Origin of the sequence: Streptomyces sp. SAI-135 (assembly GCF_029893805.1) — a bacterium.
Lineage (GTDB): Bacteria > Actinomycetota > Actinomycetes > Streptomycetales > Streptomycetaceae > Streptomyces.
This window is the reverse complement of sequence record NZ_JARXYP010000002.1, coordinates 4,695,177-4,712,401: the sequence shown is the minus strand read 5'-3', so window position 1 is coordinate 4,712,401 and position 17,225 is coordinate 4,695,177. Positions and strand designations below refer to the sequence as shown.

18 protein-coding genes are annotated in these 17,225 nt (G+C 68.4%); 9 read left to right on the top strand and 9 right to left on the bottom strand.

The features are described from left to right. Positions 1–2: 2 nt before the first annotated feature. The 5 genes from M2163_RS25790 to dnaA form a co-directional block, all read right to left on the bottom strand. On the bottom strand, positions 3–545 hold the full coding sequence (locus M2163_RS25790) for a DciA family protein (protein WP_280850501.1): 543 nt from the start codon (positions 543–545) through the stop codon (positions 3–5). Beyond that, positions 542–1,663, bottom strand: coding sequence for a DNA replication/repair protein RecF (gene recF / locus M2163_RS25785; protein ID WP_280850502.1), 1,122 nt, complete (start codon positions 1,661–1,663; stop codon positions 542–544). The genes M2163_RS25790 and recF overlap by 4 nt, the downstream gene beginning before the upstream one ends. 52 nt (positions 1,664–1,715) lie before the next feature. Beyond that, positions 1,716–2,591 carry a phosphogluconate dehydrogenase (NAD(+)-dependent, decarboxylating) gene (gnd, locus tag M2163_RS25780; protein WP_280850503.1) on the bottom strand — a complete coding sequence of 292 codons (876 nt, stop codon included), beginning with the start codon at positions 2,589–2,591 and terminating at the stop codon, positions 1,716–1,718. A 138-nt stretch (positions 2,592–2,729) separates the two neighbouring features. Next, positions 2,730–3,860, bottom strand: a complete 1,131-nt coding sequence (gene dnaN, locus M2163_RS25775) for a DNA polymerase III subunit beta (protein ID WP_037707198.1) — start codon at positions 3,858–3,860, stop codon at positions 2,730–2,732. A gap of 869 nt (positions 3,861–4,729) precedes the next feature. Beyond that, positions 4,730–6,739 (bottom strand): chromosomal replication initiator protein DnaA, encoded by a 2,010-nt coding sequence (gene dnaA, locus M2163_RS25770; protein ID WP_280895156.1) that lies wholly within the window; start codon positions 6,737–6,739, stop codon positions 4,730–4,732. A gap of 384 nt (positions 6,740–7,123) precedes the next feature. On the opposite strand from dnaA, the gene rpmH reads away from it, so the two are divergent. The 9 genes from rpmH to M2163_RS25725 all read left to right on the top strand — a co-directional run bounded on the left by rpmH (position 7,124) and on the right by M2163_RS25725 (position 14,025). Beyond that, positions 7,124–7,261, top strand: coding sequence for a 50S ribosomal protein L34 (gene rpmH / locus M2163_RS25765; protein WP_005482975.1), 138 nt, complete (start codon positions 7,124–7,126; stop codon positions 7,259–7,261). 21 nt (positions 7,262–7,282) lie between these two features. Beyond that, positions 7,283–7,654 (top strand): ribonuclease P protein component, encoded by a 372-nt coding sequence (gene rnpA / locus M2163_RS25760; RefSeq protein ID WP_059208182.1) that lies wholly within the window; start codon positions 7,283–7,285, stop codon positions 7,652–7,654. Then, positions 7,651–8,001, top strand: coding sequence for a membrane protein insertion efficiency factor YidD (yidD, locus tag M2163_RS25755; protein ID WP_037707204.1), 351 nt, complete (start codon positions 7,651–7,653; stop codon positions 7,999–8,001). The genes rnpA and yidD overlap by 4 nt, the downstream gene beginning before the upstream one ends. A 3-nt stretch (positions 8,002–8,004) precedes the next feature. Beyond that, a complete protein-coding gene (gene yidC, locus M2163_RS25750; protein WP_280850505.1) occupies positions 8,005–9,288 on the top strand; it encodes a membrane protein insertase YidC in 1,284 nt (427 codons plus the stop codon). A gap of 15 nt (positions 9,289–9,303) precedes the next feature. Then, positions 9,304–9,816, top strand: a complete 513-nt coding sequence (locus M2163_RS25745; RefSeq protein ID WP_037707207.1) for a R3H domain-containing nucleic acid-binding protein — start codon at positions 9,304–9,306, stop codon at positions 9,814–9,816. Positions 9,817–9,934: 118 nt separating this feature from the next. Further along, positions 9,935–10,651 (top strand): 16S rRNA (guanine(527)-N(7))-methyltransferase RsmG, encoded by a 717-nt coding sequence (gene rsmG, locus M2163_RS25740; protein WP_123990379.1) that lies wholly within the window; start codon positions 9,935–9,937, stop codon positions 10,649–10,651. Between the two features lie 265 nt (positions 10,652–10,916). After that, positions 10,917–11,990: a ParA family protein gene (locus tag M2163_RS25735; RefSeq protein WP_078935937.1), complete on the top strand. Its 1,074-nt coding sequence runs from the start codon at positions 10,917–10,919 to the stop codon at positions 11,988–11,990. Then, on the top strand, positions 11,987–13,087 hold the full coding sequence (locus M2163_RS25730) for a ParB/RepB/Spo0J family partition protein (protein WP_280850506.1): 1,101 nt from the start codon (positions 11,987–11,989) through the stop codon (positions 13,085–13,087). The genes M2163_RS25735 and M2163_RS25730 overlap by 4 nt, the downstream gene beginning before the upstream one ends. Positions 13,088–13,407: 320 nt before the next feature. Next, positions 13,408–14,025 (top strand): GNAT family N-acetyltransferase, encoded by a 618-nt coding sequence (locus tag M2163_RS25725; RefSeq protein WP_037707216.1) that lies wholly within the window; start codon positions 13,408–13,410, stop codon positions 14,023–14,025. A 53-nt stretch (positions 14,026–14,078) separates the two neighbouring features. Here M2163_RS25725 and trxA read toward each other — a convergent pair whose 3' ends face one another. The 4 genes from trxA to sigM form a co-directional block, all read right to left on the bottom strand. Then, entirely contained in the window at positions 14,079–14,411 is a 333-nt protein-coding gene (trxA, locus tag M2163_RS25720; protein ID WP_003991504.1) for a thioredoxin, read from the bottom strand. Between the two features lie 44 nt (positions 14,412–14,455). After that, positions 14,456–15,424 carry a thioredoxin-disulfide reductase gene (trxB, locus tag M2163_RS25715; RefSeq protein ID WP_280850507.1) on the bottom strand — a complete coding sequence of 323 codons (969 nt, stop codon included), beginning with the start codon at positions 15,422–15,424 and terminating at the stop codon, positions 14,456–14,458. 166 nt (positions 15,425–15,590) lie between these two features. Then, complete coding sequence (locus tag M2163_RS25710; protein WP_280895155.1) at positions 15,591–16,487, bottom strand: hypothetical protein; 897 nt, start codon at positions 16,485–16,487, stop codon at positions 15,591–15,593. After that, positions 16,484–17,209, bottom strand: coding sequence for an RNA polymerase sigma factor SigM (gene sigM / locus M2163_RS25705; protein ID WP_280850509.1), 726 nt, complete (start codon positions 17,207–17,209; stop codon positions 16,484–16,486). Before sigM ends, M2163_RS25710 begins: the two co-directional genes overlap by 4 nt. Positions 17,210–17,225: the final 16 nt, after the last annotated feature.

The window sequence follows — 17,225 nt, the reverse complement described above, 5'->3', positions numbered from 1 at the left end:
TGTCACCCGTAGGTGTCCCCGGGTCCCGTGCTGCCGGGAGCACGCAGCGGACCGTAGCGACGCGCGGGTCCGCCAGGGCCGTTCACCTTGATCAGGTTCACCGCGCCGTGCCCGAGGTCCTCGTTGAGACGGGCCACCAGCTGCGGGGCGAGCAGCCGCAGGTTGGTCGCCCAGGCCGTCGAGTCGCAGCGCACCACCAGGACCCGCTCGTCCTCGTCGTACCGCTCCGGCACACAGTGCTTGGCCACGTCCTCGCCCACGATCTGCGGCCAGCGCCCCATGACCCCGCCCACCGCGGCCGGCGTCTCCCAGCCGCGCTCGGTGATCAGGCGGTTGATGGCGGCGCCGAACGCCATGGGGTCACGTCCGTCGGCGCGCGCGCCGGAGCGCAGCCCGCCTCCGCGCCGCGCCTGTCGCTTCTGCTGCGCCGCGTCCCCACGCGCGCGTGCCTGTTCCTTGGCGGCCCTGAGCGCCACGCGCGCGAGGTCGACGCCGGAGGGCTCGGCGGACTGGGGCTTCGGCGCCGGGGGCTGTTCGTCGGTCATACGCGCTCCACCGTCCCCTCGGACACGGCGTACCGCGTCCCCGTCAGGACGTGCGGCACGTCGTCGTCGACCGCCGCCGTCACCAGGACCTGCTCCCCGGGCGCGACCAGCTCGGCCAGCCGCTCACGGCGGCGGGTGTCCAGCTCGGCGAACACGTCGTCGAGGATCAGCACCGGTTCGTTCCCCTCGGCCCGGAGCAGGTCGTACGAGGCGAGGCGCAGCGCCAGCGCGTACGACCAGGACTCGCCGTGCGAGGCGTATCCCTTGGCGGGCAACTGGCCGAGTTTGAGGTTCAAGTCGTCGCGGTGCGGCCCCACGAGGGTCACGCCCCGCTCGATCTCCTGCTTGCGCACCTCGGTGAGCGCCGCCATCAGCTGCTCGTGGAGAGCCTCACGCGTGTGTGCCTCGCCCGGCGCGGACGGCTTGTACTCCAGCGCGACCGGGCCGCCGCCGGGGGCCAGCTGCTCGTACGCCTTGTCGGCCAGCGGCTGGAGGGCGGCGATCAGGTCCAGCCGCTGGGCGAGCAGCTCGGCACCCACGCGCGCGAGGTGCTGGTCCCACACGTCGAGGGTGGACAGGTCCATCGAGCGGCCGCCGTGCCGCCTCGCGAGGGCGGCCGACTTCAGCAGGGTGTTGCGCTGCTTGAGGACGCGCTCGTAGTCGGAGCGGACGCCGGCCATGCGCGGGGAGCGCGCGGTGATCAGCTCGTCCAGGAAGCGCCGCCGCTCGCCCGGGTCGCCCTTCACCAGAGCGAGGTCCTCCGGCGCGAACAGCACGGTCCGCACGATCCCCAGCACGTCACGGGGCCTGACCTGCGAGGACCTGTTGATGCGGGCCCGGTTCGCCTTGCCGGGGTTCAGCTCCAGCTCGACCAGCTGCTGCCGCTCGCCCTGTCTGACCTGCGCCCGGACGATCGCGCGGTCGGCGCCCATGCGGACCAGGGGCGCGTCGGAGGCGACCCGGTGGCTGCCGAGAGTGGCGAGATAGCCGATCGCCTCGACCAGGTTCGTCTTGCCCTGCCCATTGGGGCCCACGAACGCGGTGACGCCCGGGTCGAGCGGAACTTCGACCCGGGCGTACGAGCGGAAGTCGGCCAGCGACAGATGCGTGACGTGCATGGTCGGTCGCCGACCTCCCCCAGGTTGTGGACTGTGTGAACAGCCCTGTGGATTACTTCGTCTCGACCGCGTGGCCGCCGAACTGGTTGCGCAGCGCCGCGATCATCTTCATCTGCGGCGAGTCGTCCTGACGGGACGAGAACCGCGCGAACAGGGACGCGGTGATCGCCGGCAGCGGCACCGCGTGGTCGATGGCGGCCTCCACGGTCCACCGGCCCTCGCCGGAGTCCTGTGCGAAACCGCGCAGCTTGTCGAGGTGCTCGTCCTCGTCGAGGGCGTTGACCGCGAGGTCGAGCAGCCAGGAACGGATCACGGTGCCCTCCTGCCAGGAGCGGAAGACCTCCCGGACGTCGGTCACCGAGTCGACCTTCTCCAGGAGCTCCCAGCCCTCGGCGTAGGCCTGCATCATCGCGTACTCGATGCCGTTGTGGACCATCTTCGCGAAGTGGCCCGCGCCGACCTTGCCCGCGTGCACCGATCCGGCGTCGCCCTCGGGCTTGAGGGCGTCGAAGACCGGCTGCACCTTGGCGACGTTCTCCGCGTCGCCGCCGTACATCAGCGCGTAGCCGTTCTCCAGGCCCCACACGCCGCCGGAGACTCCGCAGTCGACGAAGCCGATGCCCTTGGCGGCCAGTTCCCCGGCGTGCTTCTCGTCGTCCGTCCAACGGGAGTTCCCGCCGTCCACCACGACGTCACCGGGCTCCAGGAGCTCGGCCAGCTCGTCGATGGTCGCCTGGGTCGGCGCACCGGCCGGGACCATCACCCACACGACCCGCGGACCCTGCAACGCGTCCACAAGCTCCTTGAGGCTGTGGACATCGGCGAGGTCCGGGTTGCGGTCGTATCCGATCACGGTGTGGCCTGCGCGGCGGATCCGCTCGCGCATGTTGCCGCCCATCTTGCCGAGGCCGACGAGACCGAGCTCCATCAGTTGTTCCTTAGGTTGCTGTGGCGTGTGGGGCACCTTCGTACCCACGTACGAGCCTAAACCCGGACGCTCACGCACACCTGTGGGCATACGCGCTCAAACGTATGCCCTCACCTGGGGCTTTCCGACGACGGCCGCTCAGCCGCTGAGCCGCACCGGCATGATCAGGTACTTGTAGGCCTCGTCCGCCTCGGCGTCCAGGGCCGGCTTGCCGCTCAGCAGCGCCGGCTTGGTGGACGTCGTGAAGGAGAGCTGCGCCACCGGGGAGTCGATGGCGCTCAGGCCGTCCAGCAGGAAGGTCGGGTTGAAGGCGATCGAGATGTCGTCGCCCTCCAGCTGGGCGTCGACCCTTTCCACAGCCTGTGCGTCGTCGCTGGAGCCGGCCTCCAGGATCAGCACGCCCTGCTCGAAGCTGAGCCGCACCGGGGTGTTGCGCTCGGCGACCAGGGCCACGCGCTTGACGGCCTCCACGAAGGGGGCCGTCTCGATCACGGCGACGGAGTTGAACTCCGTCGGGAACAGCGTGCGGTACTTCGGCAGGTCGCCTTCGAGCAGTCGCGTGGTCGTACGGCGGCCCGCGCCCTCGAAACCGATCAGGCCCTCGCCCGCCCCGGAGCCGGAGAGCGCCAGGATGACGCTGTCGCCGCTCGTGAGCGCCTTGGCGGTGTCCAGGAGCGTCTTGGCGGGCACCAGGGCCACCGCGGACGCCTCGGGGTTCTCCGGCTTCCACAGGAACTCACGGACCGCGAAGCGGTAGCGGTCGGTGGACGCGAGCGTGACGGTGTCGCCCTCGATCTCGATACGCACACCGGTCAGCACGGGGAGCGTGTCGTCGCGGCCCGCGGCGATGGCCACCTGGGAGGCGGCGGAGGCGAAGACCTCACCGGGGACGGTGCCGGTCGCGCTCGGCATCTGCGGCAGCGCCGGGTACTCCTCCACAGGCAGGGTGTGGAGTGTGAACCGCGAGGAGCCGCAGACCACGGTCGCCCGTACACCGTCTGTGGAAATCTCCACCGGACGGTTGGGCAGGGCGCGGCAGATGTCGGCGAGCAGGCGGCCGGAGACGAGGACCGTGCCCTCCTCCTCGACCTCGGCCTCCACCGAGACCCGCGCGGAGACCTCGTAGTCGAAGCTGGACAGGCTCAGCTGGCCTTCCTCGGCCTTCAGCAGAAGGCCGGCGAGGACAGGCGCCGGCGGACGGGCCGGGAGGCTGCGAGCCGCCCAGGCCACTGCCTCCGCGAGTACGTCGCGTTCCACCCGGATCTTCACTGTTGCCGCCTCCTGCTGTTGCCGGCGCTGCTCGGCCTGCCTGGCTTCGTCGTCTTGTCGGCGTCATCGGCCCCTGTGACGGGAAGGACACCGGGGAACAGTCTGACGCACCCCACTGACAGTAGGTGCCTCTCGGGGTCAAGTCGTGACGAGGGGCAGTCGGGCGCCGGACAGCGAGTTGTGCACAGGGCCCCCTTCGAAACGGATTCCCAGCTCTCTCTAGTTGGGAGTAGTAGTAGGGGCTGTGGATACCGTGGATAACCCTGTTTTCCCAGCTCAGAGCAGGAATTTTGTCCACGGGCCCTGTGGGCGACACCGGTGGACAACCAGGCGTATCTGTGGAGAACAGAAAGTTCTGCACACTCCGTGCACAGCCTGAGGCGACTTCTCCCCAGCGCCGTCCCCAGCTTTACCCACCTTTCCCACAGCCCAACCCGGCACCTTCGTGTGACGCCTTTCACTCGCCCCGGTGATCAGGCGCGTCGCGTTGCCGAACAGTGGACAGGCATGTGGAGAAGCCGCTGATCGCTGGGGACAACCGGCCCCGGCCTGTGGGCAGTCGGTGGACAACTCGGTGCACAGCCTGTGGATCTTTTCGCTGTCCACAGTCTGTGGAGATCGGTCGTCCACGAATCCACAGCCACCTGACCTGGCCCGATGGCTTTACGACGGGGACCCTGTGGACCGCGATCTGGACAACTTCGCAGTCCCCAGGATGTGGACGGGAAAAAGTGCCCGGATCTGTGGAGGGAGGCCGTAACCCGGCGGAGAATCGAACACCGGGCAACGGTGTCGTGACCCGGGGAATGACGAAGGGCGCCCCGGGACCTCGTCCCCAGGGCGCCCTGGACGCCGTGACTGCGGTGCTCTCAGCCGTTCTTGATGCGGTTCGTCAGCTCGGTCACCTGGTTGTAGATGGAGCGGCGCTCGGCCATCAGATTGCGGATCTTGCGGTCCGCGTGCATCACGGTCGTGTGGTCGCGGCCGCCGAACAGCGCGCCGATCTTCGGCAGCGAGAGGTCGGTGAGCTCGCGGCACAGGTACATGGCGATCTGGCGGGCCGTGACGAGCGCACGGCCCCGCGAGGTGCCGCACAGGTCCTCGACGGTCAGGCCGAAGTAGTCGGCGGTGGCGCTCATGATGGCCGTCGAGGTGATCTCGGGCGCCGAGTCCTCGCCGCCGGGGATCAGGTCCTTCAGCACGATCTCCGTCAGGCCCAGGTCCACCGGCTGCCGGTTGAGCGACGCGAACGCCGTGACCCGGATCAGCGCGCCCTCCAGCTCGCGGATGTTGCGCGAGATGCGGGAGGCGATGAACTCCAGGACCTCCGGCGGGGCGTTGAGCTGCTCCTGGACCGCCTTCTTGCGCAGGATCGCGATCCGGGTCTCCAGCTCGGGGGGCTGGACGTCGGTGATCAGACCCCACTCGAAACGGTTCCGCAGCCGGTCCTCCAGGGTCACCAGCTGCTTGGGCGGCCGGTCGCTGGAGAGCACGATCTGCTTGTTGGCGTTGTGCAGGGTGTTGAATGTGTGGAAGAACTCCTCCTGCGTCGACTCCTTGTCCGCGAGGAACTGGATGTCGTCGACGAGCAGGATGTCCATCTCGCGGTAGCGCTTGCGGAAGCTGTCGCCCTTGCCGTCGCGGATGGAGTTGATGAACTCGTTGGTGAACTCCTCCGAGCTCACGTACCGCACGCGCGTGCCGGGGTACAGGCTGCGCGCGTAGTGCCCGATCGCGTGCAGCAGGTGTGTCTTGCCGAGCCCCGACTCCCCGTAGATGAACAGGGGGTTGTAGGCCTTGGCCGGAGCCTCGGCGACCGCCACCGCGGCCGCGTGCGCGAAGCGGTTGGAGGCGCCGATGACGAACGTGTCGAAGAGGTACTTCGGGTTCAGCCGCGCGGTGGGCTCACCGGGTCCGGTCGCCGGCGCGGGCTGCGCGGCCAGCGGGCCGGGGGCGCCAGTGGTGGGCAGGTTGGAGCCGACCGGGCCGCCCCGGTGCACATGCCCGGAGCCGGGCGGGGGGTCGGGCAGGTCCCGGCGGCCGTCGCGCTGGTCGTAGTCGGACCGCGGCTTGTCGTAGTCGGACCGTTTGTCGTAGTCCGGCCGCTGGTCGTAGTCGGAGCGCGGGCCGTCGTAGGACGAGCGCTCCATCGGCTGCGGGCGGTAGTCCTGCGACGGGGGGCCGTACGAGTCCTTCGGGTACGACTCCTGCTGATACGGCTCCTGGTTGTAGGACTCCTGGTTGTAGGACTCCTGCGGGTACGGCTCCTGGGACGGCGACGCGTAGGGGTCGCGTTCGGGGAAGCCGAGCCGCTGCTGCTGCCAGCCGTACTCGTCCTGCGCGGGGCGCGGCCAGGCGCCGGGTTCGGGGCGCTGGTACTCCGAGGGGTACGCGGGGCGCGCGGTCGGGAGCTGGTCCGGACGCGGCGAGTGCTCGCCCTGGCCTCCCGGGCGCTGATCGCCGCGGCCCGGGCGGGGGTCGTCGGCGCGGTGGCGGCCGTAGCCCTCGTACTGGTTGTCGTACTGACCGGAGGGGAGCTCCGGCTCCTCGTAGCGCGGCTGGGGCCGGGGGGACGGAGGCGCGGGCGGTGCCGGGGGATCGCCCGCGGAGTCGTCGACGGTGATCGCGATGCGGATCGGGCGGCCGCACTCGCGGCTCAGCGTCTCACTGACGGCCGGGGCCAGTCGGCCCTCCAGTACGCCTTTCGCAAATTCGTTCGGTACGGCGAGCAGGGCGGTGTCGGCGACCAGCGCGAGCGGCTGGCAGCGGCGGATCCAGTGCTCGTCCTTCGCCTCCACACCCTGGACGCGGCCCTCACCGAGGAGTTGCTCGAGTACGCGTGGCCACACTGCGGCAAGATCGGCAGGTACGTCAGCCACAGGGCACGCTCTCTCACGGGTCCCACGAACGTGTGGTTGTGGGACGAGTCGGGATTCAAATGGGGTGGAGCCGAAACACAGGGGGTCAAGGGAACGAATCGGAGTTCAGCCACGGTAGTCAGGGCGACGGGTGCGGTTCAAGTTGTTGTCCCCAGCCTGTGGATAGTGTCTCCCGGTGACCACTGGTTTGACCGGATGGCGTAGCCGCGCGTACCGTAACCAGGTCGAGTTGTCGATGGCTGCTGCCGCCTGCCTCCGATGGGCACAGATCGCGTCAGGTGATCGGGAAGCGGTGCACACGGGCGTAACTGCGAGCTACTCGTGGGCGCACGGTGACAGCCAGGACGGCACCCGCCACCACCGATTGATTTCTGGAGCCCCCGAGTGAGCAAGCGCACCTTCCAGCCGAACAACCGTCGTCGCGCCAAGACCCACGGCTTCCGTCTGCGGATGCGTACCCGTGCCGGCCGCGCGATTCTGGCGAACCGCCGCAGCAAGGGTCGCGCCAGCCTGTCCGCCTGATCCCGGTCAGGTCATGCCGTCGTGCTGCCCACCGAGAACCGGCTGAGGCGGCGCGAGGACTTCGCGACCGCGGTACGACGAGGGCGCCGGGCCGGACGCCCGTCCCTCGTCGTCCATTTTCGTAGCGGTGCCACGGACCCGCACGCGCCTGGGGAGAGCGCTCCCCCGACGCGTGCGGGTTTCGTCGTGAGCAAGGCCGTGGGCGGCGCTGTGGTGCGCAACAAGGTGAAGCGCAGGCTTCGCCATCTGATGCGCGACAGGGTCGCCCTGTTTCCCCCCGGTAGCCTGGTAGTCGTACGAGCGTTGCCCGAGGCGGGTGACGCCGATCATGAACAACTGGCCCGAGACCTGGATGCCGCCGTTCAGCGGCTGCTGGGAGGGGGCGCACGATGAAGTACCCGCTGCTGGCGCTGATCAAGCTGTACCAGTGGACCATCAGCCCGCTGCTCGGGCCGGTGTGCAAGTACTACCCGTCGTGCTCCCACTACGGCTACCAGGCCATCGACCGGCACGGTGCGATCAAGGGAACGGCACTCACCGCCTGGCGCATCCTGCGGTGCAATCCGTGGTCGCTGGGCGGTGTGGACCATGTCCCGCCGCGCAAGCGTCCGCGGTGGCACGAAATGCTGCGTAACGCTTGGCGTGCACGTAGGGGCGGGCCCTCCGCCGCCTCGGCCACCGAGGGGCAAACTCCTTCGAGCCCGGCCGCAGAGACTCCGTCCCATGCCCAAGGAGCATGATTAGTGGACACGATTGCCAGTCTTTTCAGCTTCATCACGACACCCGTCTCCTGGGTCATCGTCCAGTTCCACAAGGTGTACGGCGCCATCTTCGGCCCCGACACCGGGTGGGCCTGGGGCCTGTCGATCGTGTCCCTCGTGATCCTGATCCGTATCTGCCTGATCCCGCTCTTCGTGAAGCAGATCAAGGCGACGCGGGCCATGCAGACGCTCCAGCCCGAGATGAAGAAGATCCAGGAGCGCTACAAGAACGACAAGCAGCGTCAGTCCGAAGAGATGATGAAGCTGTACAAGGAGACGGGCACCAACCCGCTCTCCTCGTGCCTTCCCATCCTGGCGCAGTCGCCGTTCTTCTTCGCCCTGTATCACGTGCTCAACGGCATCGCGACGGGCGACACCATCGGTGTCATCAACGAGTCGCTGCTGGCCAGCGCCCGTAAGGCGCATATCTTCGGCGCGCCCCTTGCCGCGAAGTTCACGGACGGTTCGAGCAAGGTCGAGGCGCTCGGAGCCTCGCTGACCGACGTCCGCGTCGTCACCGCGGTCATGATCGTCCTGATGTCGGCGTCGCAGTTCTACACACAGCGCCAGCTGATGACGAAGAACGTCGACACCACGGTCAAGACGCCGTTCATGCAGCAGCAGAAGATGCTGATGTACGTCTTCCCGGTCATGTTCGCCGTCTTCGGCATCAACTTCCCCGTCGGTGTCCTCGTCTACTGGCTGACCACCAACGTGTGGACCATGGGCCAGCAGATGTACGTCATCCGCAACAACCCGACCCCGGGTTCCAAGGCGCAGGCCGCCTACCTGGAGCGCCTGACCAAGCACGTCACCACTCACGGCAAGGCCCGCAGGCGCAGCGAGCGCACCATCATCAAGGCGATCGTCGCCAAGGGCCGCGACCGCAACGAGTTCGAGCGCAAGTTCATCAACGGTCTGAACAAGGCCGGCCTCGCCGCCCAGGCCGACGGTTCGGTCATCCAGAGCGAGTCCCAGGCCGCGGTCCAGACCGAGGACGGTTCGACGGCGAGCGCGGCGGCTCCCAAGCGTCAGCAGCCCAAGCGGCAGAGCAAGTCCCAGCGGCAGTCGGGTGCGGCGTCGGCCGGCTCGAAGGCGGTTGGTGACAGCCAGGCGGAGCCGACCTCGCTGACCAAGTCCGACGAGCCCGAGGACGCCAAGCCCGCCGCTCCGGCCAAGAAGCAGTCCGGCGGCGGTACCCGCAGCAAGGCCCAGTCCGGACAGCGCAAGGGTCCGCAGCGGCCCAAGTCCCCGTCCAAGAAGTAAGAAGGAGTCCATCCCGTGACGGAAGGCACCACCTCCGCCGCTGCCGAGGGTGCAGACACCCTGACCCGCCTCGAGCAGGAGGGTGAGATCGCGGCGGACTACCTCGAGGGTCTGCTCGACATCGCCGATCTCGACGGCGACATCGACATGGACGTCGAGGCCGACCGAGCCGCTGTCTCGATCATCAGCGACTCGGGCAGCCGCGACCTGCAGAAGCTGGTCGGTCGTGACGGCGAGGTGCTGGAAGCCCTGCAGGAGCTGACCCGCCTGGCCGTGCACCGGGAGACCGGGGACCGCAGCCGTCTGATGCTGGACATCGGGGGGTACCGGGCCAAGAAGCGTGCCGAGCTCTCCGAGCTGGGCGCCAAGGCCGCCGCCGAGGTGAAGAGCACCGGCGAGTCCGTGAAGCTCAAGCCGATGACGCCGTTCGAGCGCAAGGTCGTGCACGACGCGATCAAGGCCGCCGGACTGCGCAGCGAGTCCGAGGGCGAGGAGCCGCAGCGCTTCGTCGTCGTGCTTCCCGCCTGATCGGTCCGTACGTTCCACCGGCCCCGTCTGTAGAGCAGGCGGGGCCGAACTTTGTCAGCCTGATAGTTCTGATGGTCGGCGCCCGGTGCGCCGATGCGGTACGGAAGGACGGTTCCCCGTGACGGAGGCAGCGGAGCTTCCCCCCGCGCCCGAGCAGGCGCGTGAGGTGTTCGGCGATCGCTTCGAGGACGCGGTGCGCTATGCCGAGCTCCTCGCCGAGGCGGGTGTGCAGCGCGGTCTCATCGGTCCCCGGGAGGTGCCCCGACTGTGGGAGCGGCATCTGCTGAACTGCGCGGTGCTCTCGGAGGTCGTTCCCGAGGGCGTGACGGTGTGCGACGTCGGCTCCGGTGCCGGTCTGCCCGGCATCCCCCTGGCTCTCGTCCGTGAGGACCTGAAGATCACGCTGCTGGAACCGCTGCTGAGGCGTACGACGTTCCTGACGGAGGTCGTGGAACTGCTGGGCCTGGACCATGTGACGGTCGTGCGCGGCCGTGCCGAGGAGGTCATGGGCAAGCTGACCCCCGTGCACGTGGTGACGGCACGAGCCGTGGCCCCGCTGGACCGGCTGGCGACGTGGGGCGTTCCGCTGCTGCGTCCCTACGGCGAGATGCTGGCACTCAAGGGTGACACCGCGGAGGAGGAGCTCAAGGCCGCGGGTACGGCCCTGAGCAAGCTCGGTGCGGTGGGGACCTCCATCCTGCATGTGGGTGAAGGCGTGGTCGATCCGCTGTCCACCGTGGTGAGGGTCGAGGTCGGAGAGAGCCCCGGCGGTGTGCGCTTCGCTGCCAAGCGCGCCAAGGCGGCCCGCACCGGCCGTACTCGTCGGCGTCGCTGATCCGTCCTGACGACGAGACGTACTCCACACAAGCTGCCAAACCTATGCATGCCGGAGTGTCGCGGCAGAACGGGCACGGCTGCCCTGCATCGTGTTTCACGTGAAACGTCGCTCACTGCTGCACGGCATCATCAGCCGGGGCCGCGCCGCGGCCGAACCCCGCGACCGAAAGCCTCTCGGGTCACTCGGAGAGGTAACGGAGTTGTCCACAGAGGTGGATTTCTCCACAGAACAACAGGCCTCACTGGTTCACGACCCCGAAGACATGGGAGGCTCTGTTCATTGCGAGCCTGAAGTCGAGGAGAGTGAATCCTTGCGGTCCGACGCCAACATCGCGGGACCGATGACCGATCCGGTCCCCGGTCCCCGAACCGAGTCGATGGGGGAGGATGTTTCACGTGAAACACCGCCCCCGATGGACGACACTCCGATCGGTCGTGCTGCCCAACTGGCGGTAGAGGCTCTTGGCCGCGCCGGCGAGGGCCTGCCACGGCCCGAGCAGACCCGGATCATGGTCGTTGCCAACCAGAAGGGCGGGGTGGGCAAGACGACGACGACCGTCAACCTTGCTGCCTCGCTGGCTCTGCACGGCGGCCGTGTCCTGGTGATCGACCTCGACCCCCAGGGCAACGCGTCCACCGCGCTGGGCATCGACCACCACGCCGAAGTCCCGTCCATCTACGACGTCCTGGTCGAGAGCAGACCACTGGCCGAGGTCGTCCAGCCGGTCCCGGATGTCGAAGGTCTCTTCTGTGCCCCCGCCACCATCGATCTCGCCGGTGCGGAGATCGAGCTGGTGTCTCTGGTGGCACGAGAGAGCCGACTGCAGCGTGCGATCCAAGCGTATGAGCAGCCTCTGGACTACATCCTCATCGACTGCCCGCCCTCGCTCGGCCTGCTGACGGTCAACGCGCTCGTGGCGGGCGCGGAGGTCCTCATCCCGATCCAGTGCGAGTACTACGCGCTGGAGGGTCTGGGACAGCTGCTGCGTAACGTCGATCTGGTGCGCGGTCACCTCAACCCGACCTTGCACGTATCGACCATCCTGCTCACCATGTACGACGGCCGTACGCGTCTCGCGTCCCAGGTCGCGGACGAGGTGCGCACCCACTTCGGCGACGAGGTGCTGCGGACGAGCATTCCCCGCTCGGTCCGTATCTCCGAGGCGCCGAGTTATGGGCAGACAGTGCTGACCTACGATCCAGGATCGAGTGGCGCCCTGTCCTACCTTGAGGCGGCGCGAGAGATCGCGCTGAAGGGCGTCGGCGTCAGCTATGACCCGACGCAGGCGCACATCGGCGCACAGAGCAACCCGAGCATGGTGGAGGGGATCCAGTGAGCGAGCGACGGAGGGGTTTGGGTCGTGGTCTCGGCGCACTGATCCCCGCTGCCCCGACGGAGAAGACGCCGACCCCGGCGGCGATGGGTGGCGCTGGTTCCGCGTCTCCGTCGTCCGTACCGGTGTTGACGACCGACCGTGGGGTGGCCGCGGCGAAGGTGGCCACCCTGCCGCCTGTTGCACAGGAAACCGAGGCGCAGTCGGTCAACGGCTATGCGGAGACGCCCGCGCCCCCCATGGGCGCGCACTTCGCGGAGCTTCCCCTCGACTCCATCACGCCGAACCCGCGCCAGCCGCGTGAGGTGTTCGACGAGGACGCACTCCAGGAGCTGGTCACCTCCATCCAGGAGGTCGGCCTCCTCCAGCCGGTCGTCGTACGGCAGGTCGGTCCCTCCCGCTACGAGCTCATCATGGGTGAGCGGCGCTGGCGGGCCAGTCGTGAGGCGGGCCTGGACGCGATCCCGGCGATTGTCCGGGCCACCGATGACGACAAGCTGCTCCTGGACGCCCTCCTGGAGAACCTGCACCGTGCTCAGCTGAACCCGCTGGAAGAGGCAGCCGCCTACGACCAGTTGCTGAAGGACTTCAACTGCACGCACGACCAGCTGGCGGACCGTATCGGCCGGTCCCGTCCGCAGGTCTCCAACACCCTGCGTCTGCTGAAGCTCTCGCCGGCAGTCCAGCGCCGAGTGGCCGCCGGAGTGCTCTCCGCCGGGCACGCCCGCGCCCTGCTCTCCGTCGACGACTCGGAGGAGCAGGACCGACTGGCCCACCGGATCGTGGCCGAGGGACTCTCGGTCCGTGCGGTCGAGGAGATCGTGACCCTCATGGGGTCGCGGCCGCAGACCCCGCAGCGTTCCAAGGGGCCGCGGGCCGGCGGCCGGGTGTCTCCGGCGCTGACCGACCTCGCGACGCGTCTTTCGGACCGTTTCGAGACGCGGGTCAAGGTCGACCTGGGGCAGAAGAAGGGCAAGATCACCGTCGAGTTCGCCTCGATGGAGGACCTTGAGCGCATCCTCAGCTCCCTCGCCCCTGGAGAGGGACCGGTTCTGCAGAAGAGCCTGCTGGACGGCGAGGACGAAGAAGCGGAAGCCTGAGCTGGGACTCGCCAGGGTGCCGCCCAGGCGGGACAAGAAGAGCGGGCCGTGTCCGGTGTGTCCCGGAACACGGCCCGCTCTTTGCTTTCAGGCGGTATCGATGGAATCGCTGTGTGGATACGATGCGAAGGGGTGCGCACATCCACCCGGCAGTACCTCTGAGGGGAGGCAGGGGCCATGCGAACGATGAGCAGAAGCGGACTGGTGAGCGCGGGCCTGGGACTGGGGGCGGTCGGCGGATTCGTCGGCAGCCTGCTCAGGGAACGGAGCGCTCTGACGGCCGCCCGCGACGCGGCGGGCGAAGGAGAGGAACAGCCTGCATGGGGCGTCGGCTCGTACCGCTCACGCTGGACAACCTTCCGGACCTACCCCAGCGCTGCCGCTCGTGTGTCTTCTGGGAGCTGGACCCCGTCAGCGGAGAAGCCGCGGTAAAGGCCGGAACACCCGCTCTGGAGAAGGAAGCCTGGATCTCCGCCGTCCTGCTGGACTGGGGATCGTGCGGCCGGGTCGTCTACGTCGACGACGTACCGGTCGGCTTCGTGCTCTACGCCCCTCCCGCGTATGTCCCTCGCTCGACGGCGTTTCCCACCAGTCCTGTCTCCCCCGACGCCGTCCAGCTGATGACGTCGTTCATCATGCCGGGCTATCAGGGGCAGGGCCTGGGGCGTGTGATGGTGCAGACGGTCGCCAAGGACCTGCTGCGACGGGGCTTCAAGGCCATCGAGGCCTTCGGTGATGCTCGTTGGAAAGAGCCCGCTTGTCTGCTTCCCGCAGACCATCTCCTCGCCGTGGGCTTCAAGACGGTCAGGCCCCATCCCACGTATCCGAGGCTGAGGCTGGAGCTGCGCACCACGCTCTCCTGGAAGGAAGACGTGGAGATGGCGCTGGACCGGCTTCTGGGGGCGGTACAGAAGGAACCGGCGCTGCGTCCCCTGTAAAGCGAATGGGGCCGATCCTTACGGACCAGCCCCATCGTGTTTCACGTGAAACATCACTCGGCGATGAAGTCCTCGAGGTCGCGGACGATCGCGGCCTTCGGCTTGGCACCGACGATGGTCTTGGCGACCTCGCCGCCCTGGTACACGTTCAGCGTCGGGATGGACATGACGCCGTACTTGGCGGCCGTACCCGGGTTCTCGTCGATGTTCAGCTTGACGACCTCGATCTTGTCGCCGTACTCGGCGGCGATCGCCTCGAGGGACGGCGCGATCTGACGGCACGGTCCGCACCAGGCGGCCCAGAAGTCCACCAGAACGGGCTTGTCGCTCTTCAGGACGTCCTGCTCGAAGGAATCGTCGGTCACATTCTTCAGGGTGCCGGCCACGGCGGGCTCCTTAACTGGGTTGGTGCGGTGGGGCGGAACGGGGGTCAGACAGCGGTCTTCTCGGGCTCGGCGTTCTCCGCGTCCGCGAGGGCGGCGAGGAAGCGCTCGGCGTCGAGAGCGGCCGAACAGCCGGTACCGGCCGCGGTGATCGCCTGGCGGTAGGTGTGGTCGACCACGTCACCGGCGCCGAAGACGCCGGTCAGGTTGGTGCGGGTCGAGGGTGCTTCCACCTTCAGGTAGCCCTCGGCGTCGAGTTCGAGCTGGCCCTTGAAGAGCTCGGTGCGCGGGTCGTGGCCGATCGCGATGAACAGGCCGGTGACCGCCAGGTCCGAGAGCTCGCCGGTCTTGAGGTTGCGCAGCTTCAGGCCTGACAGCTTCGGGTCACCCTGGATCTCGGCCACTTCGCTGTCCCACACGAACTTGATCTTCGGGTCGGCGAAGGCGCGCTCCTGCATCGCCTTGGAGGCGCGCAGGGTGTCACGGCGGTGGACGATCGTCACCGACTTCGCGAAGCGGGAGAGGAAGGTCGCCTCCTCCATCGCGGTGTCACCGCCGCCGATGACGGCGATGTCCTGGTCCTTGAAGAAGAAGCCGTCACAGGTGGCACACCACGAGACACCGCGCCCGGAGAGGGCGTCCTCGTTCGGCAGGCCGAGCTTGCGGTGCTGCGAGCCGGTGGTGACGATCACGGCCTTCGCCCGGTGGACCGTGCCCGAGGTGTCGGTGACGGTCTTGATCTCGCCGGTCAGGTCGACGCTGACGATGTCGTCCGGGACGAGCTCGGCACCGAAGCGCTCCGCCTGGGCACGCATGTTGTCCATGAGCTCGGGGCCCATGATGCCGTCCTGGAAGCCGGGGAAGTTCTCCACCTCGGTGGTGTTCATCAGCGCGCCACCGGCGGTGACGGCGCCCTCGAACACCAGCGGCTTCAGCGACGCGCGCGCGGTGTAGAGCGCCGCCGTGTAGCCGGCGGGCCCGGAGCCGATGATGATCACGTTACGGACGTCGCTCACGGCTTGGTTCCTCGTCTCTGGACTGCGTCGTCGGACCGGTGGAGCCTCTCAGAACTCTCACCCCACCCAACGGATCCTAAGGGGCGCGCATTCCCGGTGTGTCCGGGCACACGGAGAGGCCACACCGTACGCATTACCGCGCGGGACGGAGGCGAAGCGTGAACGCTCAGGAGCGTGTGTAGGACCGCTTCAGCAGAACCTTCGCGGTGCCGGTTGGCGCGTTCTTCACACAGGAGGCATCCACGATGTAGGCCGTGACCCGGGTGCTGTCGGAGGGGTCACGCAGGACGACGAGCAGCGAGTCCGTGCCCTTGTAGACGCCGTCCTCGGTCGCGAGCGGGGCGTCACTGCTGTGGATGCCGTTCTGGATGCACAGGGGGACCTCGGGCGTCACCAGGATGCGGGGGTCCTCGGAGCCGGGGACGGTTGCTGCGCCCATGTTGCTGTGCGGAGCCCGAGACTCTCCGCCTGCGGCCTTCTTCTCGGTGAGAAGCTCCGAGACCTGCTTCTCGAGCCCGCTCGCGGAGAAGGTGTCGGCAGAACTGGTCACCTGTCCACCGGCTGTGTCCTTCGCCTTGCCGTCGTCCAACGACGTCAGCAGGACGGAGCCGAACCCGAGGGCGGCGACAGTGAAGACGGCACCGAGGATGGCAACCTTGCGGCGTCCAGTCCTCTTGCGGTCCTTCCTGCCCGGACCGGTCGTGGAAGTACGAGCATGCCCCGTGGGGCGGTCGCCGATGGACGATGTTTCACGTGAAACACGCGTGCTCTCGACTGGTGCAGGCGCGTTCACGGTCTCGGGCGCCGTTGCCTGTAGCAGAGCTTCGGCGGCGAGGGCGGCGTCGATCCTGCCGGCGACGTCTGCCGGCATGTGCGGCGGGCCCGGCAGCGTGCCGAGCAGGCCGCGGATCTCCTCAAGCGACGCGTGTACGTCCGCGCAGAGTTCGCACTCGTCCAGATGGCGACGTACGTCCGCTGTCCGGGCGGTGGGGAGGATGCCTTCGGTGAGGTCGGAGATCTCCGCGACGTCCGGGTGCCCGTCTGTGTCTGTCGTGGAAGTCACGCTCGCCCACCTCCGCCCTTCACTGCGGCTGAATCACTTGATCCCGTATCCGGCGGCCCTCCTGACGGAGGCCCCGCTGCGGGTGGGACGGATGTCCCCTGCGTCCGGTTCCGTCCAGCGCCCGCTTCTCTGCCGTCTCCGGCGCTTTCGGGCCGCAGATGGCTGAGGAGCGGGAGCAGTCTCGCTCTGCCTCGGGCACAACGGCTCTTCACCGTCCCCGTGGGCACGTCGAGCACGCGGGCGGCTTCGGCGACGGGGTAGCCCTGCATGTCCACGAGGACCAGGGCGGCACGTTGGTCGGGCGGGAGCGTGCCGAGGGCCTCCAGGAGCTGGCGGTGGAGGTCGTTGCGTTCCGCGGGCGCCGAGGCGGACTCGTGCGGCTCCAGGAGCTGCTCCAGGCGCTCGGTGTCGTCCACGGGAGAGGTCTTGCGGGAGGCCGCCTTCCTGGCACGGTCCAGACAGGCGTTCACCGTGATCCGGTGCAGCCAGGTCGTGACCGCCGACTGGCCCCGAAAGGTGTGAGCGGCCCGGTAGGCGGAGACCAGGGCGTCCTGCACCGCGTCAGCGGCTTCCTCACGGTCCCCGAGCGTGCGGAGGGCCACGGCCCAGAGCCGGTCCCGATGCCGTCGCACGAGCTCACCGAAGGCATCGGGGTCGCCCTCTACGTGACGGGCCAGGAGGTCCTGATCGCTGGTGTCGCCGTACGCGGTGTCATCTGCCATCGGACCCCCTCCTCAG

Coding starts and splice junctions, on each gene's coding strand:
- gnd (WP_280850503.1), bottom strand. CDS start 2,591: ATGGAGCTCGGTCTCGTCGGCCTCGGCAAGATGGGCGGCAACATGCGC.
- recF (WP_280850502.1), bottom strand. CDS start 1,663: ATGCACGTCACGCATCTGTCGCTGGCCGACTTCCGCTCGTACGCCCGG.
- yidD (WP_037707204.1), top strand. CDS start 7,651: ATGAAGTACCCGCTGCTGGCGCTGATCAAGCTGTACCAGTGGACCATC.
- M2163_RS25790 (WP_280850501.1), bottom strand. CDS start 545: ATGACCGACGAACAGCCCCCGGCGCCGAAGCCCCAGTCCGCCGAGCCC.
- sigM (WP_280850509.1), bottom strand. CDS start 17,209: ATGGCAGATGACACCGCGTACGGCGACACCAGCGATCAGGACCTCCTG.
- M2163_RS25725 (WP_037707216.1), top strand. CDS start 13,408: ATGGGGCGTCGGCTCGTACCGCTCACGCTGGACAACCTTCCGGACCTA.
- M2163_RS25735 (WP_078935937.1), top strand. CDS start 10,917: ATGGGAGGCTCTGTTCATTGCGAGCCTGAAGTCGAGGAGAGTGAATCC.